Source organism: Devosia sp., from assembly GCF_030689745.1.
Lineage (GTDB): Bacteria > Pseudomonadota > Alphaproteobacteria > Rhizobiales > Devosiaceae > Devosia > Devosia alba.
The window spans coordinates 32,460-57,289 of sequence record NZ_JAUYGL010000228.1 but is presented as its reverse complement, the minus strand read 5'-3'; the positions used below and the strand labels follow the sequence as shown (position 1 = coordinate 57,289).

Below are 24,830 nucleotides of genomic sequence, written 5' to 3'. Positions count from 1 at the left end.
CACGGCATCCAGCCGCGCAAACAGGTTCTGCTTGACGGCAAGGTCCTCAAAGGCGGCTTCGATGATAACATCGCAATCGCGCAGGTCGGTCAGCTCAACACTGCCCCCGAGCGCTGCGCGCCGACTGGCGCTTTCCTTGGGATCAAGGCGCCCGCTCGCCACATCGGCCGCAAGCGTCTGCTCGACCCGTTCTATGCCCCTGGCCAGCGCCGGTTCGTCCTGCTCGACAAGACGCACGGCGAGCCCGGAATTGAGCAGGCACACCGCAATGCCAGCACCCATTGTGCCAGCGCCGACCACACCGACCCGCCGGACATGTCCAGGCATGACGTCGCCCAGTCCATCGACCCGCCCCGCCTCGCGCTCGGCAAAGAACAGGTGGCGCAATGCTGCGGCGTCTTCACCTCCACGCAACTCCTGGAACACCGCCCGCTCGCGATCGAGCATGGTTTGGAATGGCGCCGTGTCGGCGCTCCGCAGCAGGTCAATGGCAGCAAGAACGTTGGGACGCCGGCGGCCCCGGCGGATGGCCTTGTCGGCCGCCGCATCGATCGTGGTCACGCTGGCCGCCTTCACGGGAGCCTCGCTGAGACGACGCTTGAAACCGCCGAGCGTTTTGGCGTGAGCGATAGCGGCGGTGAGCAGATCACCCTCGGCGATTGCGTCGACCAGCCCCAGTTCAAGCGCCTCGGGTCCCTGAACCCGCCTTCCGCTGCAAACGAGCTCAATAGCGCGCGCAATATCGAGCAGCCGCACCAGCCGCTGGGTACCGCCAGCACCCGGCACCATGCCCAGCTTGACCTCGGGCAGGCCCACCACCGCGCCACGCGTCGCGACCCGTGCATCGCAGCCCAGTGCCAGCTCAAAGCCTCCACCCAGGGCGGCGCCATGAATGGCCGCAACTACAGGTATCTCCAGGGCCTCAATGGCGGCGATAACGGCGGGAAGTTGCGGGTCCTCCAGCGGAGCGCCGAATTCGCGAATGTCTGAGCCGGCCACGAACGTCTTGCCCGCGCCGATGATGACCGCTGCATGTGCCTTGCCGTGCGCCACTTCATCGAGCCTGGCGAGCAGGCCCTGCCGCACGGACAGGGAACCGGCATTGACCGGTGGATTGTCGATGACGATGACCGCGACGTCGCCGTCCATGCGCAAGTGCACTGGCCCGCCCATCACTGGCCGCTCCACACCGGCACGCGCTTTTCGACCACGGCCCGTGTGGCCTCGCGCGCATCAGCAGTGTGCATCAGGCGTGTGCTGAACGTCTGCTCCAGCGCATAGCCCTCCTCGACCGGTAGGAACTCGGCACCATTCATCGACTGCTTGCCGAGGCGCAGGCCCAGCGGGGCCTTGCCGGCAATCAATTTCGCCAGTTCCATGGCACGTTCATGCAAGCTCTCGGCAGCAACGATCTCCTGCACCAAGCCAAAGCGATAGGCATCCTCCACGCCCAGCGGTAGTCCTGTGAACACCAAGTGCCGCAATACGCCCTGCGGCAGGTGACGGCCGAGATGGGCCGTCCCGCCACAGCGCCCGACATTGATCTCGGGCAGGCTGAACCGCGCATTGGGACTGGCCAGACAAATATCGGCCACCGAGGCCAGAACGCATCCGGCCCCAAGGGCCGGTCCGTTGACCACGGCCACCACCGGAACTGCGCAATGGCGGACTGCCGCAAAGCAGCGGCGCACGATCGTCGCCCGCTCGTCGTCGTCATCTGCCGACGCCGCAAGGAACTCGTGCAGATCGAGCCCTGCGCAGAAGGCCTTGCTGCCCGCTGCGGCAAGCACGACGCAATGGACGTCGCTGCTATTGGCAAAGCTGTCGAACAGGTCCGCGATCTGGCCATAGAGCGCCATGGTCAGCGCGTTGACTGGTGGCCGGTCAATGGTCACCACCGCGACGCCATCGGCGATGTCGAGCTTGATGTCGGTCATAAATGGGCTCCTTAACTCAGGCGCGCGGGCTCAAAGCCGTAAAGCGCCCCAGGATTGTCGACGAGAATCTGGCGAATGAGCGCGTCGTCCTCGTTCGCCCATTGGGCAAAAAGATCGAGCAGATGCCCGACATCGGGGCGCGTCTCAACCAGCCGCACATGCGGCCAGTCCGATGCCCACAACAGCATGGCTGGATTGGCCCCCAGCAATGCATCATGGAAGGGTCGTGCATCGGGATAGTCTGGAAACTGCTGTGACGCGCGGCAGAGTGCCAGCTTGACCCAGATTTCATCAGCGGCAAGCGCGGCGAGAACAGTCTGGAACGCCGCGCCCTTGACGCCCTCTTCCATATCGAAACGGGCCATGTGTTCGAGCACTATGGGAAAGCCCAAACGCGCCAGTTCCTGCCGGTGCACCGCAAAAGTCGCGGCATCGCACCAGAGCTGAGCGTGTAGCCCCAATTCGGCCATCGCCGGTGCGAGCGCCCACAAATCGTCGAGACCTGCTGCACCGGCAAAACGCGTCCGCCCCTCGGGCAATTGCAGGTGGACGAAACGCAGGCCCACCACGCCAGCCTCCCGCAAATCCAACAATTGAGCGCGGCTTGCCCCCGCAAATGCCGTACCGATCCCGCGCAGCATGTCTGGCGCCTCGGCAATGGCATCCGTCATGGCGCGGCAATTGTCCCCATAGGGCGCCGGCTGCACCAGAACAGCGCGCGACAGTCCTGTTTCCGCCCGCATCTGCCGGTGTTTGCCCGCATCGGCATCGGGCAAGGGATATCCCGATGTTGCGGCGACAGGATAGTCCTCTGCCGAACCAAACACATGTGTGTGGCAGTCGCAGGCGCTGGCAGGCAACGCCCGTTTCGGCGCCCGGCTCGGTGGTACGGCAAGCCGCTCCATCACGCCCTTGCCTCGAGCGGTGGCGCAACGCCGTCCGGCAGGGGCAGTTCATGCGCGTTCAGCGTCATGGCGACCATGGAATAATAGCCGATGATGGCCGTCAGTTCGATGACGCCCACCACGCCCCAACGCGCGAGTACCAATTGGTATGTGGGCTCGGACACGAACCGGTCGCGCAGCAGTTCAGCCCCGAAATCGTGGGCGGCTGCAGTGTCGGCATCCATCTCCGCCGGTCGCTTGCCCAGCTGTACCGCCGCCATGATGGGCGCCTCGAGCCCGGCCTTTATCGCGTCGCGCTCGTGCAGATGCCATTCCACCTGGCAATCCCAGTGGCGTGCCGTCACCAAAATCGCCAGCTCGCTCAGCCGGCTCGGCAGGCTGGTGCGGTAGCGCAGCAATTCGCCGAACTGCTGCCACTTGTCGGCCAGTTCGGGCCGGTGGATGGCGGCGCGCAAGGGGCCGACCAGCATTCCCCGCGGGCCCGACACGACAGCATCGTGAATGCGTCGCTGCTCCGAATTCATCTGCTCAGGCGAGAGGATTGGAATACGCGGCATAGGCGCTGCTCCGGTCAAGAGTGAGGGGAGCCACCGGCAACGGTTGGCGCTTGGATCGAAAATTCGGCAAGGATTTCTTCGGTATGCTCGCCCAGCAGGGGCGGGGGCCTGTCACGACGCAATTGCGCATTGCGGAACCGCATCGGGCTGGCGATGAGATCGATCTCTCCGGCCAGCGGATGATCCATATGCATCTTCATGCCCCGATGCTGCACCTGGGCGTCTTCGAGCACGGCGGGTATCGTATTGATCGGTCCGCATGGCACGCCGGCTGCATCAAGGCGCGCCAGCCATTCGGCCATGTCCGATTCGGAAAACGCCGCGCGGATGATGTCGCCCAGAATGATGCGGTGGCGCACGCGATCGGCATTGGCGGCAAAGCGCGCATCGCTCGCAAGTTCGGGCTGTCCGATGACCTCGCAGAATTTGGCGAACTGTCCGTCATTGCCAACAACCAGCACCAGGTGGCCATCGCGACAGGGGAACACGTCCTGCGGCTGGATATTGGGGTGTGCATTGCCTGCCCGCTGGGGCGGCTTGCCCGAAACGAGATAGTTCATAGCCTGATTGGCGAGAAAGCCCACCTGCACGTCCAGCATGGCGATATCGACATGGTCACCCGCTCCCGTGACGCTGCGATGGGCAAGCGCACCCAGCGTGGCGATGGCGGCATACATGCCCGTCATGATGTCAACGATAGGCACGCCAACTTTTTCCGGCCCGCCTCCAGGCGCGCCGTCCGGTTCACCCGTGACGCTCATCAGTCCGCCCATGGCCTGGATCATGAAGTCATATGCCGGCTGGTCGCGGCGTGGCCCGGTCTGGCCGAACCCGGTCACTGAGCAATAGATGATATCGGACTTGATCGCCTTCAGGTCCTCATAGCCCAGACCGTAGCGGTCCAGCGTATCAACCTTGAAATTCTCTATGACGATATCGCTGTGCTGGACGAGCTCGCGCACGATGCGCTGCCCCTCGGCCGTTGCGATATCGAGGGTGATAGAGCGCTTGCCACGGTTGACGGCGAGGAAATATCCGGCCTCGGTCGTGTCATTGCCTTGCTTGTCCTTGAGGAACGGGGGGCCCCAGCTGCGGGTGTCGTCGCCGCGGCCCTGCCGCTCGACCTTGATGACGTCGGCACCCAGATCGGCAAATATCTGGCTGGCCCACGGGCCGGCCATGATGCGGCTGAGGTCAAGAACCCGGATATGGGATAGCGGAGATTGACTCATGCCATACTCTCATCGCCGGGAGTTGTCGCAATCACGGAGGGGCGGAACTCGAACTGGGCATGCCATGAGGCAAGTGCCGGGTGGCCGCCGCGCCAATCACGATCACTGAAACGAAAATCGAGATAACTCAGAGCACAGCCGATGGCGATGTGCCCGATACTGAAGGCGCTATCGCCCAAGGCCGGCGCTTCCGCCTCAAGCACGGCAAGGGAGGCAGCCACCTTTTGCTCAAAGCCCGCCAGATAGGTCGGCGATGGAGCGCCATCTGGCCGCGCCACCTCGTTTCGCATCAAAAGCAGAACGTCAAGCACCCCGTCGCCCAGCGCTTGACGACGCAGGGCGGTGATCCGGTCTCTCGCGTCTGAAGGATGCAGGCGTGGACCATCATGCAGCCGGTCCAGATACTCGCAAATGACAGTTGAATCAAAGATCGGCCCCAGGTCGTCGGTCAGGAGAACCGGGATCTTCCCGAGGGGATTGTGCCGCACAATTTCAGGATTGACCTTTGACATGGAGGCTACAGCGCGAACATTTCGCACTCGATCCACCAGCCCTGTTTCATGCAGAAGGATCGTAACCTTGCGGACAAAGGGTGATCTTGGAGACCATAGAAGTTCCACGCGCGCTATCACCAGACATATAAAACTAAAAAACCAGTTCTATAACCTTTAGTCAGCCTGCTTTCGGTAGTCAAGCTGCCACTGCGGTGGGCAGCCCTTCAATTCGGGGTTGTGATCGCGCTCCTGAAAGCGGACTTGTCATGCAGGTCTTGGATTTAAGGAATGCCACCAGGCTGGCTAGGGCGGCATAAGGATTTCATAAAGTAGAGCTGATGCTGTGCCGCTGACTGCAAGTTCCTTTCGTCACCGGCAAATACGCGAACCAGACGTATCCTCGCCTGTGCCAGCACCAGATCGTATGCGTGACGCTTCTTCGCCAACGGCGCCTATACGTGCTGACCGATGGCGGGCCAGCAATTGCCCGCCATCCTGCGATGGCAGGCAAATGCCAGTGGGTGCTTTATCCCGGCTCGCCGAACAGGTCGACGTCGACGCCGGCTTGCGCGAAGATATAGTCGCGGCTGGCTTCGAGTTCGGTGCGCAGGCGGTCAATGTCGAAGCCGATGAGCTGACCCTGCCACTTCTTGACTTGACCGTCGACGATGACGGTGTCGACATTGCTCCGCTCCATCAGCGTCACCACGGCGCCGGCGACATTGTTGAGCGGCGCCACATTGATTGCCCGCGCATCGAGCAGCACGATATCGGCGGCCTTGCCCGGCGTCAGGCTGCCCGTCACCTTGCCCAGCTTGAGGCCCTCAGCCCCGGCAATGGTGGCGTGACGAATGGCATCCATGGGCTGCATCAGCGTCGGAAAATCCGCCACGCCCTCCAGCGCCGCCGCATTGGCGAACATGCGTTGCAGGGTGATCAGGCCGCGCATCTGGGTGAACATGTCCGCCGTCATGGTGCATTCGACGTCAGAAGACAGCGAGAGGCCCATGCCCGAGTCGATCGCCTGCTGGATCGGCGGGGTGCCGTGGCGCATGTGCATTTCGATCGGCACGGCCATCGAGATGTGCGCGCCGGCGTCCGCCGCATATTTCCAGCCATTGTCGGACATGCCGGTCATGTGGATGAAAATGTTGTCGTCGCTGAACAGGCCGGCGGCGCCCAGTTCATCAAAGGTCGGCTGCATGCCGAAGGTGCCAACGACATGGAGCGCAATCGGCAGGCCCAGGTCGCGGCCGACCTCCCAGGCCTTTTCGTAGCCGGGCAGGTAAATTTCCCCGCCCATGATCATGGTGGTGAGCTGGTCGTTTGAGGAGAAATACTGCTCCTTGATACGCCGCGCGTCATCGGGATAGCGCGCACCCTCGCCCCAGCCTTCGAAATACCCGAACACGCCGCGCCGCCCCCCATCACGCAGCCCTTCAATGGCCGCGTCCGAGTGCTCGGGACTATGATGAATCTGGCTGACATCCATCACCGTGGTCACCCCCGCATCAAGCTGGGAAATGCCGCCGAACAGCTCATTGATGTAGACATCCTGCGGGCGGTAAACCAGGGAGAACTTCTGCAGCACGGTATCGTAGTAATTGGCAGCGTTCACCGCGCGCCCGTCATTGATCAGAATGCCGTGCGCCAGCTGGCTGCGCAGCGCCGTCTCGAACTGATGGTGGTGCGTATCGATGAAGCCGGGCATGACGATCTTGCCGGTTGCATCGATGATGGCGGCGTCGCCGGCGTCAATATTGGCCGCAACCGCGACGATGCGACCATTCTCGATCAGCACATCGCCAACGGGAAAGTTGCCGACCGCGTCGTCAACGGAAAGCACGATACCGCCCTTGATCAGCGTCTTGCGCCCCGGCTCGCCGATCCCCTCGGGCAGCGTGGACAGCGCCGTCTGTTGCGCTGCCACACTACTGGTCAGCAGGACACTGGCCGCCAGCGCGACGCCGCCGACCGCCGTTGCGGTGAGCAGGTCGCGTCGTGTTGGACACGCCAGTTCCGGCTTGTTTGAGTCACAAAGTCTGCACATGGTTTCCTCCCTGTATGCGCATCGTCTCGATTGTTGTCAGGGGCCGAAGGCTCCTCCCTTCGGCCCCTGTTGGCTCAGGCGGGGCTCACCGTCTGCGCGGTGATGCCGGTCAGGCTGGTGTCAGCATTCAACGCCCGGATAATCCTTGCCCGTCCAGTGGCCGACCTTCTTGGCAAACTCGCGCTGAAAGGCGAGTGGGCCGTTTTCCTTCATGAAGGGCTCGTCATAGATGCCGATGAACAGCGTCAGGTTGAGGAAGAAATGCGCGCCCATTTCGAACAGCGCGACGAAGTCATGCTCCACCAGCGCCTTGCGCTCGGCATCAGTCAGGCTGTGGACGGTGGATAGTTCGACCTCGTTCAGGCGCGGCCCGATCGACTGCTCCCAGGTGGCGACGAAGTTCTTGGGGTCTTCGGCGTAGCGCCGGAGATAGTCCGGGTTGCGATCGACCTGATAGAGGAATTTGTTGACGTAATACTTGCTCATGCGGCCTGCTCCTCTGCGCCGGTCTTGGGGTACCAGGTCACGTAGGCTTCCATGGTGTGGAAGAGATCGAGATAATCGACATAGTCGGCGGCCTGCGGCCCGGCGACGCCCATCATCAGGATAAAATTGAGGAAGCCATGGGTCGCGTTGCCGCTCTTGGCCATGCTCTCATGGGTTACATTGGCCAGGATGGCGTCGATGTCGCCGCTGCGGAACCACTCAAGAGCCTGGCGATCGAACACCGGGTCGGGACCGGTTTCCATGAACTGACGGGGGCCGCCCAGCTCAAGCGAGAGATGGCCCGTGCCGATGGCCGCGACGCGTTTGTCAGACGGAAAGGCGTCGATTGCTTTGCGGATCGCCCGGCCAAGGTCGTAGAAGCGGCGCGGCGAGGGCAGGGGCGGCGCGAAGATGTTGGTGTAGATCGGCACTACGGGCAGATCATTGTCCGGCCGGACGGTAATGATCGGACAGATGATCGAGTGATCGATCTTCAGTTCATTGGAAAACGCCAGGTCGAAACCCTGCTCCATCAGATCGCGGTGCATGAAACGGGACATTTCCATATCCCCCTCCAGCACATATTTGGGAATCCCGAATTCGCGCTCTTCATTGCCGAATGTCGCGTCATAGCGCTCGGCCTTGCCGATGAGAAATTGCGGGCAATTGTCGAGGAAGATCTGGTGGAAGTGATCCGAGCCGATCATCACCAGAATGTCAGGCTTGGCCTTGCTCAGCGTCTCGCGATAGGCCTCGACCTTGCGCTTCCACTCCGGCGCCTGCGGAATTTGCTGTTCTGGCGGCGCTGTCGTGGCGCGCAGATAAAACGGGTGATGGGTCGATGCCAGTGTGGCAACAAGTTCAGCCAATGCGTCCTCCTCAGATATGGTTTTGCCTGCCACCAGTGACGCAGGGCAAAAGCACTTTCGCGTGTTCAACTGCCTGTATCGACAGGCATGTTCGGACCCCTTACGGGCCCATGACCGATTGCAGGATCGGATAGCGGGTGATGGCGTTGCCAATGCGCGACGCGGCAGCGAGCAGGGTCGGCAGCCGCTCCTCGATGAGTTTTTCGGGCGTCACCATGCCGGTATAGCCAGAGCTGTTCAGCGCGGCGACGGTGCGGCCATCTGGCCCCCTGATCGCCACACCCAGGGCGGTGATGCCGTAGTCGAGCTGATCGACGGTGGTGGAATAGCCATCGGCGCGCACCGCCAGGATGATCTGGCGCAGGTCTGCCACATCAATGACCGTCTTTGATGTCAGGGCCACCGGCCTGACCTTGGCGAGATAGGCGTCGAGCGCGGCGTCATCCAGACCCGCCAGCAGCACCCGCCCGAGCGAGGTGGCGTAGGCGGGATAGCGCGCGCCGATGGTCGCGGTGGCGCGGCGCGCCCGTTGCACCGAACTGTGCGCGACATAGATGACGTCCTCGCCCTCGAGCGTGCCGATGGATGAGGCGTCGCCAAATTGTTCGACCAGTTCGCGCAGATCGGGCTGCAATACTTCTCCAATCCCCGCCGAGAAGAACAGCGCGGACCCCAGGGTCAAAACCTTGGGCCGGAGGTGAAAGCGCCGCTCGGTCTGGCCGACATAGCCAAGCGTTTGCAGCGTGATCAGGCTGCGGCGTGCCGCAGCCGGACTCAACCCGACGCGACGCGCAACCTCGCTCAGCGTCATTTCCGGGTGCGTTGCATCAAAGCTCTCGAGGATGCCGATGCCCTTGGCCAGGGCCTCGACGAACTCGGCCGGGCGTTCATCGGCAGCCTGACCGCTAATATCTATCACCTGACCGGGAGCCATCTTCACCTCGAGCGTGATCGCAACTTGACGCCAGACTAAGTCAGGTCTACCTTTTCGGCAAGAGCAAACATTTTCGGCTAGCGAAAAGAAGGGACAGGAATGCGCATCGGCAAGCAGGACAATGCGACGACCGCAATCGCCACCTCGGATGCTGAATCCATCACCGTGCGGGGCGAGGATCTGTGCGCTGACCTCATCGGCAAGATCAATTTCACCGACTACTTTTGGCTGCTGGTGCTGGGCGAACGGTGCACGCCGGCGCAGCGTCAGATGCTCGACGCCTGCCTGGTGGCGATTGCTGAACATGGTCTGGTGCCGTCGGTTCAGGCGGCACGCATGACCCTGGCCGCGGGTCCCGAAGCCTGGCAGGGCGCCATGGCGGCAGGGCTGCTGGGCATGGGCAGCGTCGTTGCTGGCAGTTCGGAAGTGTCCGGCCGTTACCTCGATGAGGTGCTGCGCAAAGCCGATGCTGACGGCACCGATCTTCAGGCCGCAACCATAGCGAGCCTGGAAACCCTCAAGGCCGCCAAAAAGAAGGTGCCCGGCCTCGGCCATCCCCAGCATAGCGATGGCGATCCCCGGGCAAACCGGCTGCTCGACATTGCCGATGAACTCGGCGTCTCCGGCAAATATGTCCAAGCATTGCGGACCCTGGCCGAGCATGCCCCCAGGATCATCCAGCGGCCGCTGCCGATCAATGTCTCGGGCGCTATTCCCGCCGTCATGCTCGATGCCGGCTGGCCGCTTGAGGCCCTCAAAGCCGTGCCGCTGCTGGCCCGTACCGCCGGTCTGTCGGCGCATCTGTTCGAAGAATCCATGCGCTCGATCGGCTTCATCATGTCCAACCAGGCCGACCTCGCCATTGCCTATGACGGCAAGCTGTCCGGCCACGAAGCCAAGACCCGCTAAGGGCATGCAAGGGAGTTTTGCGTGGTAAAAATTCTGAAGGCCGTGCGGGTCATTGAGCTGGGCACCTACATTACCGGCCCCGCCGCTGGCATGCATCTGGCCGATCTGGGGGCCGATGTCATCAAGGTCGAGCGACCGGGGTCCGGTGATCCGTTCCGGGCCTTCAAGGGTGGCCTCTATTCGCCGCACTATCAGACCTACAACCGCAACAAGCGATCCATCGCTCTCGATACCCGGCAGGATGACGATCTTTCCGTGTTCCACGAGCTGATCAGCTCCGCCGATGTCTTCATCCAGAATTTCCGTCCTGGTGTCGCCGAAAAGTTGGGGGCAGGCGAGGATGACCTCCGCCAGATCAACCCGTCCTTGATCTATTGCGCCATTTCGGGCCTCGGCAATGCCGGGCCGGCGAGCCATCGCCCCGTCTATGACACGGTCGCCCAGGCAGCCAGTGGCTATCTGCGCCTGCTGACGCCACCAGACAAACCCCGCGTTATCGGGCCAGCCATCGCCGATTCCATTACCGGCCAATATGCTGCCATGGCCATCCTGGCGGCGCTGCTGGAACGAGGCAAAACCGGCCCCGGTCGCCGCATCGACATCTCCATGCTGGAGGCCATGACGCATTTCAATCTCGACAGCTTCACCCACTACTATTCGGTGGGCGAAGTGATGGGGCCGCTGTCCCGGCCGGAAGTGTCGCAATCCTACACCTTCGCCTGCGCCGACGGGAAATGGATCGCCTTCCATCTGTCATCGCCGACCAAATTCTGGGACTCCCTGCTCGAGGCAACCGGTCAGCAGCACCTCAACGCTGATCCCCGCTTCGCCGAACGGCTGGCCCGTATCGAGCATCAGGAACAACTGATCGAGGTATTCGCACCGGTCTTCGCGCAAAAGAGCCGTGCCGCATGGTGCGATCTGCTCGAGACTCATGAAGTGCCTTATTCGCCCGCTTACGACTCCGACGAGGCCCTTGAGGATCCGCAGGCCCGCCATCTGCAGATCAAGATATCGGCCGAGCACCCGGTGATGGGCACCTTCACCACGGTGCGGGCGCCGTACAATTTCGACGGGCAGGCCGAACTGGAGGTCTTGCCACCCCCGACACTGGATGAACATGGCGCAGATATTCGCGCGGAACTGGCCCAGGGCAAAGCCGGCCAGACTGCTCGGACAGGAGGCAGGCATGACTGAGGACAACAGACTGACATCGGTGCCGGCACAGACCGTGCGCGATGCCTCCAGCCAAATGCTGCAAAAGCAGTTCTACGCCATTTTCACCACACCGACCAACGGTCTGGAGCCGGTGTTTGCCAATATGGACGCGCACCTGGAGTTTCAGGTCGGCCTTGAAAAGCAGGGCATCATGTTCGCCGCCGGCCCGCTGTGGAGCGACGATGAGCAGTCCTGGCAAGGCGAAGGAATGGTGATCGTCCGGGCTGCTTCTGCTGCGGCAGCGCGCGCAATTGCCGAACAGGATCCCATGCACAAGGCCGGAGCACGCAGGTTCCGCATACGGCCCTGGATGGTCAATGAGGGGTCGATGACCGTGCGCATCAACTTCTCTTCGCAGACTTTCGACGTCAACTAATCGCTTCAAGGGAGGAATAAAATGAAAGCGTTTCTTGCAATGATGACCGCAGCGGCACTGGTCCTGCCGACAACCAGTTTTGCGCAGGAGCACATCAGCCTGACGGTGGCGTCGAGCCATCCCACGGTGGTGCCGTGGGTGGGGATGATCAAGACCCATTTCATGGCCCGGACCGACGAATTGCTCGCCGAAACCGGCAACTACCAGCTCGACTGGAACGAGGCATTTGGCGGTCAGCTCTACAAGGCCAATGCGACGCTTTCTTCGGTCGAAGACGGCATCACCGATATTGGCTGGGTGTTCTCCTTCCTCGAACCGGCCCAATTGCCGCTGAGCCAGGTGTCCACCAACACGCCGTTTTCGGTCACAGACGTCCCCGCACTGCTCGAGGTCATGGAAGGTCTGCTCGAGAGCAACGAAGCCTTCAAGCAGGAATGGGAAGGCCACAATCTTAAGGTACTCGGTCTGACCGCCACGGATCTTTATGACATCTACACCAAAGAGCCGCTGCAGGGCATCGAGGACATCAACGGAATGAAATTGTCGGCTCCCGGCGTGCTTGGCAGCTGGCTGCGCGGCACGGGCGCCAATGCCGTCGATGGCGCATTGACCACATTCTACACCGACGTGCAGACGGGCGTCTCCGATGGGGCGCTGAGTCTGGCTCTGGGTGTCATGCCGATCAAGCTCTACGAGGTCGCCCCCTACATCAACCGGTTTGATGCCGCTGCTGCCTTTTCCGGTGCTATCGCCATCAACAACGATGTTTGGGAAACGCTGCCTGAAGAAGTGCAGAACGCCATGATCGAAGCCGGGCGCTACTACACCAAGAGTCATGGCGAAGAAATGGTCACCCTGCATGAAGTCGCCCTCAACAAGATGGTTGAGCTGGGCGCAGGCCAGGACCCCAAGGTCACCATCGTGAACATGCCGGCGGAAGAGCGCCAGAAGTGGGTCGACATGCTGCCGAACTTGGCTGGTGAGTGGGCTGGTGCGCTTGAAGCTCAGGGCGTGCCTGCCAACGAGTTCGTCAAGCAATACATGTCCGCGCTGCGTGCCAAGGGTGTTGAGCCCTCGCGCGCCTGGGACGAAGAACTCTAGGGGTTGTCCGGCACCATGTCAGACACGCAACTAAGGGGTGCCCCCGTCGGGGGGCGCCGCCGCCTCCAGCAGGTCTGGAAACGCATGGTGGAAGCGCTGTCCGTGTTGGCCACGGCCTTGATCGCCGTCCTGATGGTTCTCATCTGTGCCGACATTGTGGTGCGCAACGGCTTCGGCGGCTCCCTGCCGCTGGTGTCAGAGCTTGGCGCCATGATGGTGGTTCTCATCGTCGCACTGCAACTGCCCAGCGCCGTCAGTGCGGGTCGCCTTGCTCAGGTGGAGATCATTATCGACGCGCTCGAAGCTCGCCGGCCCCGCATGGCCGCCTTGCTCAATGCCGTGTTCTGCCTGCTGGGCTGTGCGATCCTGGGCGTCGTGGCTTGGGCCTCTTTCGGCATCTTGCACGGCGATTGGACCTCAAGTGATTTCATCGGCATTCCCGGGCTGGGCACGCTGCCCACCTGGCCGTTCCGCGCTCTGATCACGCTCGGCATGAGCGTTGCCGCCGCCGAGTTTCTGTTCAAGGCCGTGCGCTATCTCGGCAAAACACTCTCCATCACGAAAGAGCCCTCATGAGTCCGATAGACATTGGCTGGCTGTCCATCGGGGCGCTGATCGTGCTGATCGTTGTCGGCATGCCCATTGGCATCAGCATGCTGGTCACCTCATTCGTCAGCGTAATGTTCATCCGCAGTGACATGGTTGCGGTGCGCATGCTGGGCCAGGTCGCCAATGATTCACTCGAAGAATATCTCTACGCCGTGGTGCCGCTGTTCGTGCTCATGGGGCTGCTGGTCACCGCATCGGGCGTGGGCCGCGACACCTTCGACGTTTTCCAGCGCCTGTTGCACCGCGTTACGGCCGGTCTGGGCATCGCCACGGTGTTCGCCAATGCTGTTTTTGCGGCCATAACCGGCATCTCGATTGCCTCGGCCACGGTCTTTGCCCGTGTTGCCGTGCCCGAAATGGTGCGGCACGGCTATACCAGAAAATTCGCGACCGGCGTCGTGGCAGGCTCGTCCGTGCTGGGGATGCTGATCCCCCCTTCGCTGCTGTTCATTGTCTATGCGGTGCAGGCCGAAGAATCGGTTGGCCGCATGTTCCTGGCAGGCATCGGTCCGGGCATCGTGCTGGCCATCGCCTTCTGCGCCACCATTATTTTCCTGGCCAGGACCCAGCCGAAATTCGTGTTTGATTCCGAGCAGGAGATTGTTGAGCAGGAGCCAACCAGCGCCTGGACAATCCTGCAGATGGCCGCACCGATCGTTGCCTTGATCACGCTGGTGCTGGGCGGCTTGTATGGCGGCTTTTTCAACCCTACCGAGGCCGGGGCTGCTGGCGCCTTTGGTGCCCTGGTGATTGCCGTTCTGCGTCGCTCGCTCAATCGCCGCACTTTCTGGAAGCTGCTGGTTGAAACAGGCCAGATCACCGTCTCCGTGCTGTTCCTGATCCTGGCGGCGAGCTTTTTCTCCCGCATGCTGGCGCTGTCGGGCATGCCGCGATCGCTGGCCGAGTTCTTCCTCGATGGCCCGATCGGCCCCTGGGGGTTTTTGTTGGCTTATGTCGGCCTGCTGATCATCCTGGGGTTCCTGATCGATTCGATTTCCATCATGCTGATCATGCTGCCAATCGCTCTGCCCGTCGCCGGTGCTGCGGGCTTTGACCTGATCTGGTTCGGCGTCATCACGGTTATCGCTATCGAGATTGGCTTGCTGACCCCGCCTTTCGGGTTGTCGGTCTACACCATCAAGGCGGCACTGAGTGACCCCCAACTCAAGGTCGGCGAGATCTTCCGCGGGGCATTTCCGTTCGTTATCGCCATGCTCTTCACCATCGCGATCATCATTGCCTTCCCGCTCATCGCAACCTGGTTGCCCAGACTATGACATCCAAGAAAGACCTGATGCCGAAACTTCTGTTTATGGTGGGCAGCCTGCGCGCCGCCTCCGCCTCCAGGGCGATGGCCAAGTCCATGGCCGAACGGCTGGAAAACGACGCCGAGGTGAGCTTTGCCGAGATCGGTAGCCTTCCCCACTACAATGCCGATACGCTCGATGACCCCCATGTCATTGCCCTGATCGCGGCAATCGGAGCGGCCGACGGGGTGGTTTTTGTAACGCCGGAATACAATTATTCCATCCCCGGCGTGCTCAAGAACGCCATCGATTGGGCGTCGCGGCCGGCCTATAATTCGGTGTTCCTCAGCAAGCCGTGCTTCGCAATTTCGGTATCGGGGGGCGCCCTGGGCGGGGTTCGGGCGCAGAGCCATTTGAAGTACATGCTCAATGGCATGCTCGCTCTGGTGTTCCCTTCGCTTGAGGTCGTGGTGCCCTTCGCCAATGACAAAACCAGCAATGGGCGCATTACCGACGAAGCCGTGCTCACCTTTGGTGCCGCCCGGCTGGCTGAGTTCGTCGCCTTTCTGCGGCGGCAGGCCAGCTGATAGCAGCGCTTCCAGGGGGTGGTTGCGGGCGTGCCTCTGGTGTGCGCGGAACACGACCGCGTTAGCGCACCGGCAACATCACTCGGCCTCAAGGCGCGTCAGCGCAATCACCACCCGGCAGACCAGCTCGCCCTCCCACCACATGGGGAAATTGGTGCCCCATTTGTTGTTGTAGAGATTGAGACGCAGACCCTGCTCATAGTCGGGCACCGCCGGCTGGAACGGCATGAAGGGCGCCGCAGCCGGCGCCACCAGGGCGCTGTCGAGCAGCGTCGCCGTCAGCTGCCGGTCACCCAGTTGGGCGCGCACTGCCGCCACGGCCTGCAATTGACCGCCGCCGCGACGGGCAATGTTGTGTCCATCGTTCCAGATACCGAGCTTTTGCAGTTGCCAGTGCTGCGCGCCCGCTGGGGTGAGCGACACAAAGCCGGCCTCGGGCAGGCGATTGGCCGGTTTATCGCGCAGTACCAGCGTGATTTCCACGCGGTGAGTGTCGAGGCCACGGATCGCCAGCTCATGGCGGCCCGGCCCGCCGAGCCGTTCGCGCGCCTCAGCCGGCAATTCGGCGATAGCGGTGCGGCCATCCGGCGCGATGCCGAGATGGGCCGGGGTGAAGGCGGCGGTTCGCGCGGTCCGCGCCGTTTCGAGGCCGGGCTTGTCGTGATCGAGAATGGCCCAGTCCTCGCGATGCTGTAGATAGCTGTCGAGATGGCGCTGCAATTCACGGCTGTCATAGCTTTCGTGGCGGTAGCCGAGCAGGCTGCCGGCCATGCCTGCGACAACGGTACCGTCCGGTGCGGTGAGCCTGGCGATGTCGCCGGTGCTGGCGTCGAGCTCGGCAGTCCAGCCCTTGTCGCGCAGCACGCTGCCGGGCAGGGGGGTGGCCGGCGCCGGCGGGATGAGTTCAGCCAGCGCGGCGTCGGCGCTGGAGCGGTCTGCCGGCGTCAGGGCTTGCAGGGCCGCATCGAGATAGCCCCGCTGCTCGGCCCAAGATTGTTCGGCATAGGCAAAGCGATAGTCGGTCTGCCGCGCGGCGTCGAAATCGGTCCGGTCCCAGGCCGTCTCGTCGCGCAGATAGGTCTTGATGTCGACGCCCCAGGTGTGTTCGGCCACCATGGTCAGCCCGCGCCCGAAGGCCAGACGCTGCGGGGTCGGGGCGTCAAATCCATCATGAAGTCGTTGCAGGGCGCGGAAGCGCGCCAGCTTGACCGGATCGCTGGCCGCGCCATGGATCCAACTGTCGCCGATCTCCTGCTCGAGTACCGGGAACTGGGCACGCCGGTCCCACATCTGCGCCCCGAAAGCATCAAGCGTGGAGGCGGTGATGTTGGCGTCGGGATGGGCGTTCTGGAGGTGGCGCAGGGCTTCAACGGTCTGTCCGACGCTCTGCGGGCCGATATTGTCATTGGTATGGGCAAAGCTCAGGCCGATATCAGGCCCGGCAGGAAAATCGGTCGCGCCATAGGATGCCTGGTACATCACCACCACTTCCGACTGGTCAGGCGCGCGCCAGCGGAAGATGGGCGGCACATCGGGCACCGGGCTGGCGGTATTGACGCCCAGGTGCAGGAATTTGATCCCGGCTTCGGCCAGCAGCGGCACCATGCCCAGCGTGTGGCCGGGCACGTCGGTCATCTTGGCGGCGATACTGGTCTTGCCGAAGCGCTGGTCGAGTTCCTGCGCATAGCTCAGCCCGGCGCGGAACAGCGCAGGCGACATCAATTCGGTATGGGTGGTGAAGGGCAGGGCATGCCAGGCGATCAGCCCGCGCTCGATCGCCCTCTCCAGCCGCTTCACCCGCGCGGCGGGCTGGCTCTGCAGATGATCCCAGATCAGCCAGGCGCCGGTGGTCCAGATGAAAGCGGGATGGTCAGGATCTTCGGCAAAGAAATGTTCACCCGTGGCGATGGCCTGGGGGATGAACTGCTCGTGATACTGGGAGCGCACGCGCGCTGCGTGGTCGGTAAAGCCAATGTCGAGATGGGTCTTGAACACCAGATGAATGTGTCGCTTGGTCATCGGCAGCGCTAGCCTACCGTGCCGCGGACGACGAGCCGGGTTTGCAGCGTTTCGTGCAGCGTCGGCGCGTCGGGCGTCTTCAGCCGCCGCAGGATCAGGCGCACCAGCGCGCGCACCCGCTCTTCGAGGTCAAACTTGACCGTGGTCAGATTGTAGCTTTTCCAGTGTGACTGGGCGATGTCGTCGAAGCCAACGACCTGCACATCCTCGGGCACGCGCAGGCCAAGCTCGTGGCGCAGCGCGTCAAGCACGCCGAACGCGCCGACGTCATTGGCGGCAAAGATCGCGTCGGCCCCGTCCCCGACCCGGAACAGGTCAATGGTTGCCGCATAGGCGGCGTCATAACTGAAATCGCCGACCGCAATGGTCGGGGGCGCCAGGCCCCGTTCGGCCATCACGGTGCGCAGCATATGCTCACGCGCCGTATTGGCCTGCGATCGTTCGACGCCCGAGACATAGGCGATCCGCTTGGCGCCATAGCCTTGCAGCATCGCGACGGCCTGCTCGATACCAGGGCGCTGCAACACGTTGAGCCGGTCGTGCAGAGGCCCGGTCTCGGCGGGTTCAGGCTCGCCCGGATGGGGATAGTGCACATAGATCGGCACGGCGCGGTCGAGAAACTGGGCCAGGGTGGTCGGCTTGACGTTCTCCACGAAGGCGATCACCGAATCGGGGTTGAAGCCGCGCATATAGGCCAGCAGCTTTTCGTCCATGCTGTAGTCGGTGCGGGTCTTGAACAGCAGCGTGGCAAAGCCCTCATTCTGCAGCGCCGTGGTCAGGGCATCGACCTCCTGGCTCTCCCAGTGGCTGCACACGTCCGGCACGATCACCCCGATCAGATGGGAGCGGCCGCTGACCAGGGCGCGGGCCGCCCGGTCTGGCGTGTAGTTGAGCTCCTCGGCAATGCGCAGGATCAGCGCGCGCTTTTCAGGCTTGAGCGAGGTGTGGCTGTTGAAGGCGCGCGATACCGAAATGCGCGAAACATTGGCGCGCTGAGCCACCATCTCGGCCGTCGCCCGTCCGCGTCCCATTCCCCCCGCATCACTCAACCACGCTCTCCCGTCACTCAATGAATGAAATCGTGATCAATTCTCTGGCCTCGGACCGGCGAACTGTCAAGCCATAGTGAGGGCAGGGGGCACAACAAGAATGCGTACACATGCCCATATATCCCAGCGTTGTCATGGCTTTGTTGCAAAACTCTGGCAAAGCTCCGCCCGATCGGAATGGTGCGTTTTTCGTCAGCGAATTCTCCGCATTGACGAAAAATGAAAACGTGTTCATTCTCCACAGGCTTCCCCGGCATGGCGGAGGCCAATAGCGGCTACCGGAGAATTCGGAGCCATCACTTGGGAGGAGTTTTGCGATGAGCAATCGTCTGCGTAGCCTTGCGTTCAGCCTGATCGGCGCCACTGTCCTGGTTGGTCCTGCTGTCGCCGTGGATCTCGACATCACCTGCCGCTGCGTTGTTGGCGGCGTCAATTCTGGTACCGCCGAATGGATCCAGAACGACGTCATTCCGGCATTTGAAGCCGCCAATCCCGACATCAAGGTCAATCTCAACCAGTTCGGCGGCGAAGACGCCCAACTGACCCAGCAGCTGGCACTCGATTTTTCGACCGGCGCCGGGCCCGACGTCACCGCCTTTGACGGCTTCCTGATTCCCAGCTTTGTGGAAGGCGGGCTGCTCAAGCCGCTCAACGAAGTTGCCGGCGCCGAGGTCGATGGCTGGTCCGGCTGGGCGGCCCTGTCGGACGGTTCGCGGGCGCTGATGCAGTATCAGGGCCAGTATTACGGCATTCCGCTCGGTACCGATGTGCGCATGATCCATACGCGCAAGGACATTCTGGCCGAAGCCGGCATTGACGCCGACACCTGGCAGCCCACCTCGTGGGAAGACGTGCTGGACGCTGCGCGCGCCATCAAGAAGGTCAGGCCCGACAGCTTCCCGATCCAGCTCAATGCCGGCGTTGCCATGGGCGAAGCCACCACCATGCAGGGCTATTGGCTGGCGCTGCTGGGCACCGGCGAAGCCGTGATGGACGACAATGGCAAGTACATCGTCGCCAGCCAGGGCATTCTCGATACGCTCAATCTCTACAAGACCATCTATGTCGATGAACAGCTCGGCGACCAGCGCGCCCAATTGCTGGCTGATGGCCGCAACCGCTCCTTCGCCAATTTCCGCGACGGCGTGACGTCCCTGCTGTTTGAGGGGGACTATTTCTACCGCTCGGTAACGGCCGAAGGCTCTGAATTCGCCGTGGCCGACCGTGATACGGTCATGGGCTGGGCCAAGGTGCCGGCCAAGGTGCCGGGCGCCGGCATTCGCGGCCAGGATTTCGTGACCATTTCGGGCGGCACGGGCTTTGTGCTCAATCCGGCCACCGACGCCCCCAAGGAAGCCTGGGCCCTGCTCTCGTTCATGAACGAGCCCGACATGCAGAACGCCTTCCAGGCGATCCAGCCGCGCATCACCGCCCGGACCGATATCGAGATCCCCAACAATCCGTTCCTGACCGAGGCCAGCCAGACGCTATTGCCGCTCACCACGGCGCGGCCGAATGACGAAAACTACAATACCGTCTCGGCCGAGATCCAGCGCATGACCGAAGCCGTCGTGTCCGGCGAACTGTCACCGGAAGAAGCCATGGCCCAGTACAAGGCCTCGGTTATCGGCATTGTCGGCGAAGAAAACACCGTCAGCCTGCTCTGACCGCCCGTCTCCCTCCCGCGCCCGGCGTCCTTCGGGATGCCGGGCGCAATCGCGGCCCCATCGCCTCTCTCCCCGCACGGGGAGGGGAACCCCACCGGAAGCGCGCATGACCACCACACAGATCGAGACGAAACCCAAACGCAAGGTCAGAAACTTTGCGCTCCTGTCCAACAAGGCAGGCGCGGCCTTCCTGACACCGGCGGGCCTGCTGGTTTCGGTTTTCGTCATCGTGCCGTTCTTCTGGGTGATCTTTGTTTCCTTCACCAACCGGACGCTGCTGGGCAAGACCGCACTCAATCCCGAATTTGTCGGGCTGGCCAATTATTTCACGCTGTTCGACCCGTCCAATTTCCTGCAGCGCGGCCAGTTCGGCTTCTCGCTGATCCTGACCACCCAGTTCGTGCTGGCCTCGGCGCTGTTCGGCCAGGCCCTGCTCGGCCTGCTCCTGGCCTGGTTGATCCAGACCGTGCCGCCATGGGTCAAGCGCATCACCGAAACCTTCGTCATTGCCGCCTGGATCCTGCCCGAAGTGGTGATCGGCTTTGCCTGGTTCGCCTTCCTTGATCGCGATCAGGGCACGCTCAATGCCATGCTCACCAGCGTCGGCCTGCCCAAGGGTGATTTCCTGCTCGAGCAACCCTTCTGGGTCATCGTGGTGTTCAATACCTGGCGCGGCGCAGCCTTCTCGATGATGCTGTTCGGCTCGGCCTTCTCGTCAATTCCGCCCAGCTATTTCCAGGCCGCCGACGTGGCCGGCGCCTCCTCCTGGCAAAAATTCCGCGATATCGGCCTGCCGCTGATCCGCGGCCACATCGTCACCGATCTGATCCTGATCACCATGTGGACCTTCAATACCTTCACCCCGTTCCTGTTGACCAATGGCGGGCCCAGCTACCGCACCGAGCTGGTGTCGATCTACAATTACCGCGTCGCCTTCAACGACTTCCAGTTCGGCAAGGGCGCCGCGGTGGGTGTCATCATGATGCTGATCAATCTGGCGTTCGCGCTGGTCTATCTCAGCCTCGGCCGCAAGAAGAAGGGCTGACCCCGATGAAGCTCACCCTCTCCGCCTTTCTGGGCCGCATCGCCTTTTCGGCACTGGCGGCGCTGATTGGCGCGGCCTTCGCGCTCCCCTTGCTGTGGTTCCTGTTTGCGCCGTTCAATGCGCGGGCCGAACTGGGACTGGCCGTGCCCGATCCCTGGACGCTGGCCAATTTCGTCACGGTGTTTGGCAATAATTTCGCCGTGCGGGCGCTGTGGAACAGCCTGATCCAGTCGGTTGGCGGGGTCATCCTGGTGGGCGCGGCGGCAACTCTGGCGGCTTACGCACTGTCGCGCTCGGCGCTGCCCGGCAAGCGCGCCGTCACCTATATCCTGCTGCTGTTTTCCTCGGTGGTTTCGGGGTCGGCCGCCATGGTGCCGATCTTTCTGATCGTCTCGGCTGCCGGGCTGATGGACACCCATCTGGCCGTCATCCTCACCTTTGCGGGCGGGCTGCTGCCCACCGCCATGTTCATCCTGCGCGACTTCATCGACTCCATTCCCAAATCCTATGAGGAAAGCGCCATGGTGGCCGGCGCATCGCCGGTGCAGGCGTTTTTCGATGTGGCGCTACCGGTCATCCGGCCGGGCATCGTGGTCGTGGTGGTGTGGAGCTTCGTCAATATCTGGGGCAGCTTCCTCATCCCCTTCATCCTGCTGCGCAGCGACACCAACATGCCCGCCTCGGTGGCCATCTACTCGTTCTATTCGGAGGCCGGTACGCCGATCGTGACGCTGCTGGCCGCCTATTCATTGATCTATTCGCTTCCCGTCATCGCCCTTTATCTCTTCGTCAGCTGGAAGTTCGGCTTCCGGTTCTTTGGCGGCATCAAGGCCTGAACCTCATGGCATCAGTAGAATTCCGCAACGTCACCAAGACCTTCGGCAGCTTCAATGCCGTGTCGGATGTGAGTTTTTCCATTGGCGACGGCGAGTTCGTCTGCCTGCTGGGCCCATCGGGCTGTGGCAAGACCACCAGTCTGCGCATGATCGCCGGGCTGGAGACGCCGACGGCTGGTCAGGTGCTGATAGGGGGTGATGACGTCACCCACTACCACCCCAAGGACCGTCAGATCTCGATGGTGTTTCAGGATTATGCGCTCTATCCGCACATGAACCTGGCCGACAATATCGCCTATCCGCTCAAGGTGCGCGGCAAGTCGGTGACCGAACGGCACGGCCGTGCCAGGGAAGTGGCCGATGTACTCAAGATCGGCCATCTGCTCGACCGGCTGCCGAGCCAGATCTCGGGCGGCCAGCAGCAGCGCACCTCGCTGGCCCGCGCGCTGGTCTATCCGAGCCAAGTCTATCTGTTTGACGAGCCGCTCTCCAATCTTGACGCCAAGCTGCGCCTTGAGGCGCGCGGCTTCCTCAACCATTTGCAGCGCGACATGGGCATGACAGCCGTCTACGTCACCCATGACCAGGCCGAGGCCATGGCGCTGGCCACCCGCATCGCGGTGATGGACCAGGGCCAGATCGTGCAATATGCCTCGCCCATCGAGATCTATCGTCGCCCCGCCACCACCTTCGTCGCCAATTTCGTCGGCAATCCGCCGATGAACCTGGTGCCGGTGGATGCGGTGCACGGCGATGGCCAGTTGCAGCTCTCCGCCATTGGCATAACGCTGGATGGCCTGACCATGTCATCGGCCATCAGCGCGGCGCTTGGCGGCGGCAAGACCCTGACGCTGGGCGTTCGCCCCGAACATCTGGCCATTGCCGAGCCGGGCGCACCCAACACCATTTCCGGCCAGCTCTTTGCCAATGAGAATATGGGGCCCGAAAGCCTGGTCACCATTGAGCGGCCGGACGGCTCGCGCGTCACGGCACGCATTTTTACCGATGACCACATCGCGCTGAATGACGCAGTGACGCTGGGCTTCTCGCGCGAGCATGTGCACCTGTTCGACGGCGTGGGAAACCGCATTCCCGCCGATGGGGAATAGCAGTCTGAACATTGCTCGACCGCGACTGCCTCAGTCGACACCCTCCCCCTTGCGGGAAGGGATCAAGGGTGGGGGGCGTTTGGCCCGGATATCGGGGCTCCCAACACCCCCTCCCAGCCTCCCCCGTCAAGGGGGAGGTGGCGTTCAGCGTCTGGGCCAGGCACCTGTGAGACATTGCTGACATGACCACCATCACCGCCCGCATCACCCGCGCCGACCAGGCCGCCAATCCCTATTTCTATATACCTTTCGAGGTCCCCGCCGGCACGACGCGGATCGATGTCACCCTGGCCTATGCCAAGGCCGACGACTGCGTCATTGATCTGGGCGCATTCGACCCGCGCGACACTGGCTATCCCAGCGCCCAGGGCTTTCGGGGCTGGAGCGGCGGCGCCCGCGACCACTTTTTCATCGCCACCGACGACGCAACGCCCGGCTATGTCCATGGCGACATCCCGGCGGGCCGCTGGAATGTCATTCTGGGGCTCTACAAGCTGCCAGAAGCGGGCGCCGAGGTCACCGTGACCATCGCGCTCGACAGCGCTGCCCGCCCCATCCTGCCGCAGCCCGCCCGCACTTTTCCGGTGCGCCGAGAGGCCGGCTGGTACCGGGGCGATCTGCACTGCCACACCTTCCATTCCGATGCGAAGGGCTCGCCCGAATTGCTGCATGCAGCCGCGCGCCAGGCCGGACTCGATTTTCTCGCCATCGCCGACCACAATACCACGACCCAAAGGCGCTATTTCCACCCGCAATCCTCGCCCAAACTGGTCTTCGTGCGCGCCATGGAAGTGACTACGGCCGAAGGCCACGCCAATGTCTATGGCGTGGACGCCTGGATCGACTTCCGCATGACCCGGCCCGCGGACGCCCATACCCTGGCCACGCTGGTGCATGATCAGGGCGGGCTGCTCTCGATCAACCACGACAAGCCGACCATTCCCTGGGACTACGAGTTTCCCGCTGCCGATTGCCAGGAGGTCTGGCAATCCACCTGGCTGGCCTGGAACTGGATCGCGCTTGAGCGCTATCAGCAGCGGCTGGCCTCGGGCATCCGCCTGTCGGCCATTGGCGGCTCGGATTTTCACCAGCCCGACCGCCTCATGCCGGAAGGACCACTGGTGCTGGCTCGGCCCACCACTGTCCTGTGGCTGGACGAACTCAGCGAAGACGCCATTCTCGCGGCAATGCGGGCAGGGCAGGGCTATGTCACCGAAAGCCCGTCCGGCCCGCATCTCGAGCTTGCGGTCGGCGACGTGGTGATGGGGGGCACAGTCTCGAACCCTGCCGCAATCACCGCCCTGGCGCGCGGCGCGGCAGGTGACCGGCTGGTGCTCATTGATGCCAGCGGCCCCATTGCCGATCTCGCCATCGACAGGGATGACTGGCAGGCCAGTATCGCGCTGGCTTCCCCGCAGAAATTCCTGCGCGCCGAAATTGTCGCCGCAGCCAGCCGCGACCGGCTCGTTGCCGACTTCACCGCCGCGCTCGAGGGCCGCGAACTGCCCTGGCAACTCAAGGGCGCCGACCTCAGCAGCCAGCCCATCCGACGGGCGCTGAGCAATCCGATCTATCTGGACTGAATCGAGAACCA

The 24,830-nt window shown here is 62.7% G+C and carries 24 protein-coding genes; 12 read left to right on the top strand and 12 right to left on the bottom strand.

The genetic code is table 11. The features are described from left to right. The 10 genes from Q8O80_RS20205 to Q8O80_RS20160 form a co-directional block, all read right to left on the bottom strand. The coding region (locus Q8O80_RS20205) for an enoyl-CoA hydratase-related protein (RefSeq protein ID WP_305582691.1) at positions 1 to 1,173 on the bottom strand (1,173 nt) is incomplete at its 3' end. After that, complete coding sequence (locus tag Q8O80_RS20200) at positions 1,173 to 1,937, bottom strand: enoyl-CoA hydratase-related protein (RefSeq protein WP_305582680.1); 765 nt, start codon at positions 1,935 to 1,937, stop codon at positions 1,173 to 1,175. The genes Q8O80_RS20205 and Q8O80_RS20200, both read right to left, overlap by 1 nt. An 11-nt stretch (positions 1,938 to 1,948) precedes the next feature. Then, entirely contained in the window at positions 1,949 to 2,842 is an 894-nt protein-coding gene (locus Q8O80_RS20195; protein ID WP_305582689.1) for an amidohydrolase, read from the bottom strand. Further along, on the bottom strand, positions 2,842 to 3,399 hold the full coding sequence (locus tag Q8O80_RS20190) for a carboxymuconolactone decarboxylase family protein (RefSeq protein WP_305582678.1): 558 nt from the start codon (positions 3,397 to 3,399) through the stop codon (positions 2,842 to 2,844). Before Q8O80_RS20190 ends, Q8O80_RS20195 begins: the two co-directional genes overlap by 1 nt. Positions 3,400 to 3,413: 14 nt before the next feature. Beyond that, positions 3,414 to 4,631: a CaiB/BaiF CoA-transferase family protein gene (locus Q8O80_RS20185; RefSeq protein ID WP_305582676.1), complete on the bottom strand. Its 1,218-nt coding sequence runs from the start codon at positions 4,629 to 4,631 to the stop codon at positions 3,414 to 3,416. Beyond that, positions 4,628 to 5,251, bottom strand: coding sequence for a glutathione S-transferase family protein (locus Q8O80_RS20180; protein ID WP_305582673.1), 624 nt, complete (start codon positions 5,249 to 5,251; stop codon positions 4,628 to 4,630). Before Q8O80_RS20180 ends, Q8O80_RS20185 begins: the two co-directional genes overlap by 4 nt. A 400-nt stretch (positions 5,252 to 5,651) precedes the next feature. After that, entirely contained in the window at positions 5,652 to 7,175 is a 1,524-nt protein-coding gene (locus Q8O80_RS20175) for an amidohydrolase family protein (RefSeq protein WP_305582671.1), read from the bottom strand. Between the two features lie 120 nt (positions 7,176 to 7,295). Beyond that, positions 7,296 to 7,661, bottom strand: a complete 366-nt coding sequence (locus Q8O80_RS20170) for a hypothetical protein (protein WP_305582669.1) — start codon at positions 7,659 to 7,661, stop codon at positions 7,296 to 7,298. Continuing rightward, positions 7,658 to 8,530, bottom strand: coding sequence for an extradiol ring-cleavage dioxygenase (locus tag Q8O80_RS20165; protein ID WP_305582666.1), 873 nt, complete (start codon positions 8,528 to 8,530; stop codon positions 7,658 to 7,660). The genes Q8O80_RS20170 and Q8O80_RS20165 overlap by 4 nt, the downstream gene beginning before the upstream one ends. A gap of 100 nt (positions 8,531 to 8,630) precedes the next feature. Next, on the bottom strand, positions 8,631 to 9,464 hold the full coding sequence (locus Q8O80_RS20160) for an IclR family transcriptional regulator C-terminal domain-containing protein (RefSeq protein WP_305582664.1): 834 nt from the start codon (positions 9,462 to 9,464) through the stop codon (positions 8,631 to 8,633). 99 nt (positions 9,465 to 9,563) lie between these two features. On the opposite strand from Q8O80_RS20160, the gene Q8O80_RS20155 reads away from it, so the two are divergent. The 7 genes from Q8O80_RS20155 (at position 9,564) to Q8O80_RS20125 (ending at position 15,511) form a co-directional block, all read left to right on the top strand. Further along, the gene (locus Q8O80_RS20155) at positions 9,564 to 10,373 is read left to right on the top strand and encodes a citryl-CoA lyase (RefSeq protein WP_305582662.1); all 810 of its coding nucleotides are present in this window, start codon (positions 9,564 to 9,566) and stop codon (positions 10,371 to 10,373) included. Between the two features lie 21 nt (positions 10,374 to 10,394). Next, complete coding sequence (locus Q8O80_RS20150; RefSeq protein ID WP_305582660.1) at positions 10,395 to 11,570, top strand: CaiB/BaiF CoA-transferase family protein; 1,176 nt, start codon at positions 10,395 to 10,397, stop codon at positions 11,568 to 11,570. After that, a complete protein-coding gene (locus Q8O80_RS20145) occupies positions 11,563 to 11,967 on the top strand; it encodes a YciI family protein (protein WP_305582658.1) in 405 nt (134 codons plus the stop codon). Before Q8O80_RS20150 ends, Q8O80_RS20145 begins: the two co-directional genes overlap by 8 nt. A 21-nt stretch (positions 11,968 to 11,988) precedes the next feature. Continuing rightward, the gene (locus Q8O80_RS20140; protein WP_305582656.1) at positions 11,989 to 13,068 is read left to right on the top strand and encodes a C4-dicarboxylate TRAP transporter substrate-binding protein; all 1,080 of its coding nucleotides are present in this window, start codon (positions 11,989 to 11,991) and stop codon (positions 13,066 to 13,068) included. An 84-nt stretch (positions 13,069 to 13,152) separates the two neighbouring features. Beyond that, positions 13,153 to 13,644 (top strand): TRAP transporter small permease, encoded by a 492-nt coding sequence (locus tag Q8O80_RS20135; protein WP_305582686.1) that lies wholly within the window; start codon positions 13,153 to 13,155, stop codon positions 13,642 to 13,644. Then, entirely contained in the window at positions 13,641 to 14,954 is a 1,314-nt protein-coding gene (locus Q8O80_RS20130; RefSeq protein ID WP_305582654.1) for a TRAP transporter large permease, read from the top strand. Before Q8O80_RS20135 ends, Q8O80_RS20130 begins: the two co-directional genes overlap by 4 nt. Before the next feature lie 17 nt (positions 14,955 to 14,971). Continuing rightward, the gene (locus Q8O80_RS20125; RefSeq protein ID WP_305582652.1) at positions 14,972 to 15,511 is read left to right on the top strand and encodes an NADPH-dependent FMN reductase; all 540 of its coding nucleotides are present in this window, start codon (positions 14,972 to 14,974) and stop codon (positions 15,509 to 15,511) included. 78 nt (positions 15,512 to 15,589) lie between these two features. On the opposite strand, the gene Q8O80_RS20120 is transcribed toward Q8O80_RS20125, so the two are convergent. Both Q8O80_RS20120 and Q8O80_RS20115 read right to left on the bottom strand, forming a co-directional pair. Then, positions 15,590 to 17,530, bottom strand: a complete 1,941-nt coding sequence (locus tag Q8O80_RS20120) for a DUF5054 domain-containing protein (protein WP_305582650.1) — start codon at positions 17,528 to 17,530, stop codon at positions 15,590 to 15,592. 8 nt (positions 17,531 to 17,538) lie between these two features. Then, positions 17,539 to 18,579 (bottom strand): LacI family DNA-binding transcriptional regulator, encoded by a 1,041-nt coding sequence (locus Q8O80_RS20115; RefSeq protein WP_305582648.1) that lies wholly within the window; start codon positions 18,577 to 18,579, stop codon positions 17,539 to 17,541. A 317-nt stretch (positions 18,580 to 18,896) separates the two neighbouring features. Here Q8O80_RS20115 and Q8O80_RS20110 point away from each other — a divergent pair, with 317 nt between their 5' ends. The 5 genes from Q8O80_RS20110 to Q8O80_RS20090 all read left to right on the top strand — a co-directional run bounded on the left by Q8O80_RS20110 (position 18,897) and on the right by Q8O80_RS20090 (position 24,819). After that, positions 18,897 to 20,246 carry an extracellular solute-binding protein gene (locus Q8O80_RS20110; protein WP_305582646.1) on the top strand — a complete coding sequence of 450 codons (1,350 nt, stop codon included), beginning with the start codon at positions 18,897 to 18,899 and terminating at the stop codon, positions 20,244 to 20,246. 106 nt (positions 20,247 to 20,352) lie between these two features. Beyond that, a complete protein-coding gene (locus tag Q8O80_RS20105) occupies positions 20,353 to 21,291 on the top strand; it encodes a carbohydrate ABC transporter permease (protein ID WP_305582644.1) in 939 nt (312 codons plus the stop codon). Positions 21,292 to 21,296: 5 nt separating this feature from the next. Next, positions 21,297 to 22,127: a carbohydrate ABC transporter permease gene (locus Q8O80_RS20100; RefSeq protein WP_305582642.1), complete on the top strand. Its 831-nt coding sequence runs from the start codon at positions 21,297 to 21,299 to the stop codon at positions 22,125 to 22,127. Positions 22,128 to 22,132: 5 nt separating this feature from the next. Continuing rightward, positions 22,133 to 23,236, top strand: a complete 1,104-nt coding sequence (locus Q8O80_RS20095; protein WP_305582640.1) for an ABC transporter ATP-binding protein — start codon at positions 22,133 to 22,135, stop codon at positions 23,234 to 23,236. 182 nt (positions 23,237 to 23,418) lie between these two features. Beyond that, the gene (locus tag Q8O80_RS20090; RefSeq protein WP_305582638.1) at positions 23,419 to 24,819 is read left to right on the top strand and encodes a CehA/McbA family metallohydrolase; all 1,401 of its coding nucleotides are present in this window, start codon (positions 23,419 to 23,421) and stop codon (positions 24,817 to 24,819) included. The last annotated feature ends 11 nt before the right edge of the window (positions 24,820 to 24,830 follow it).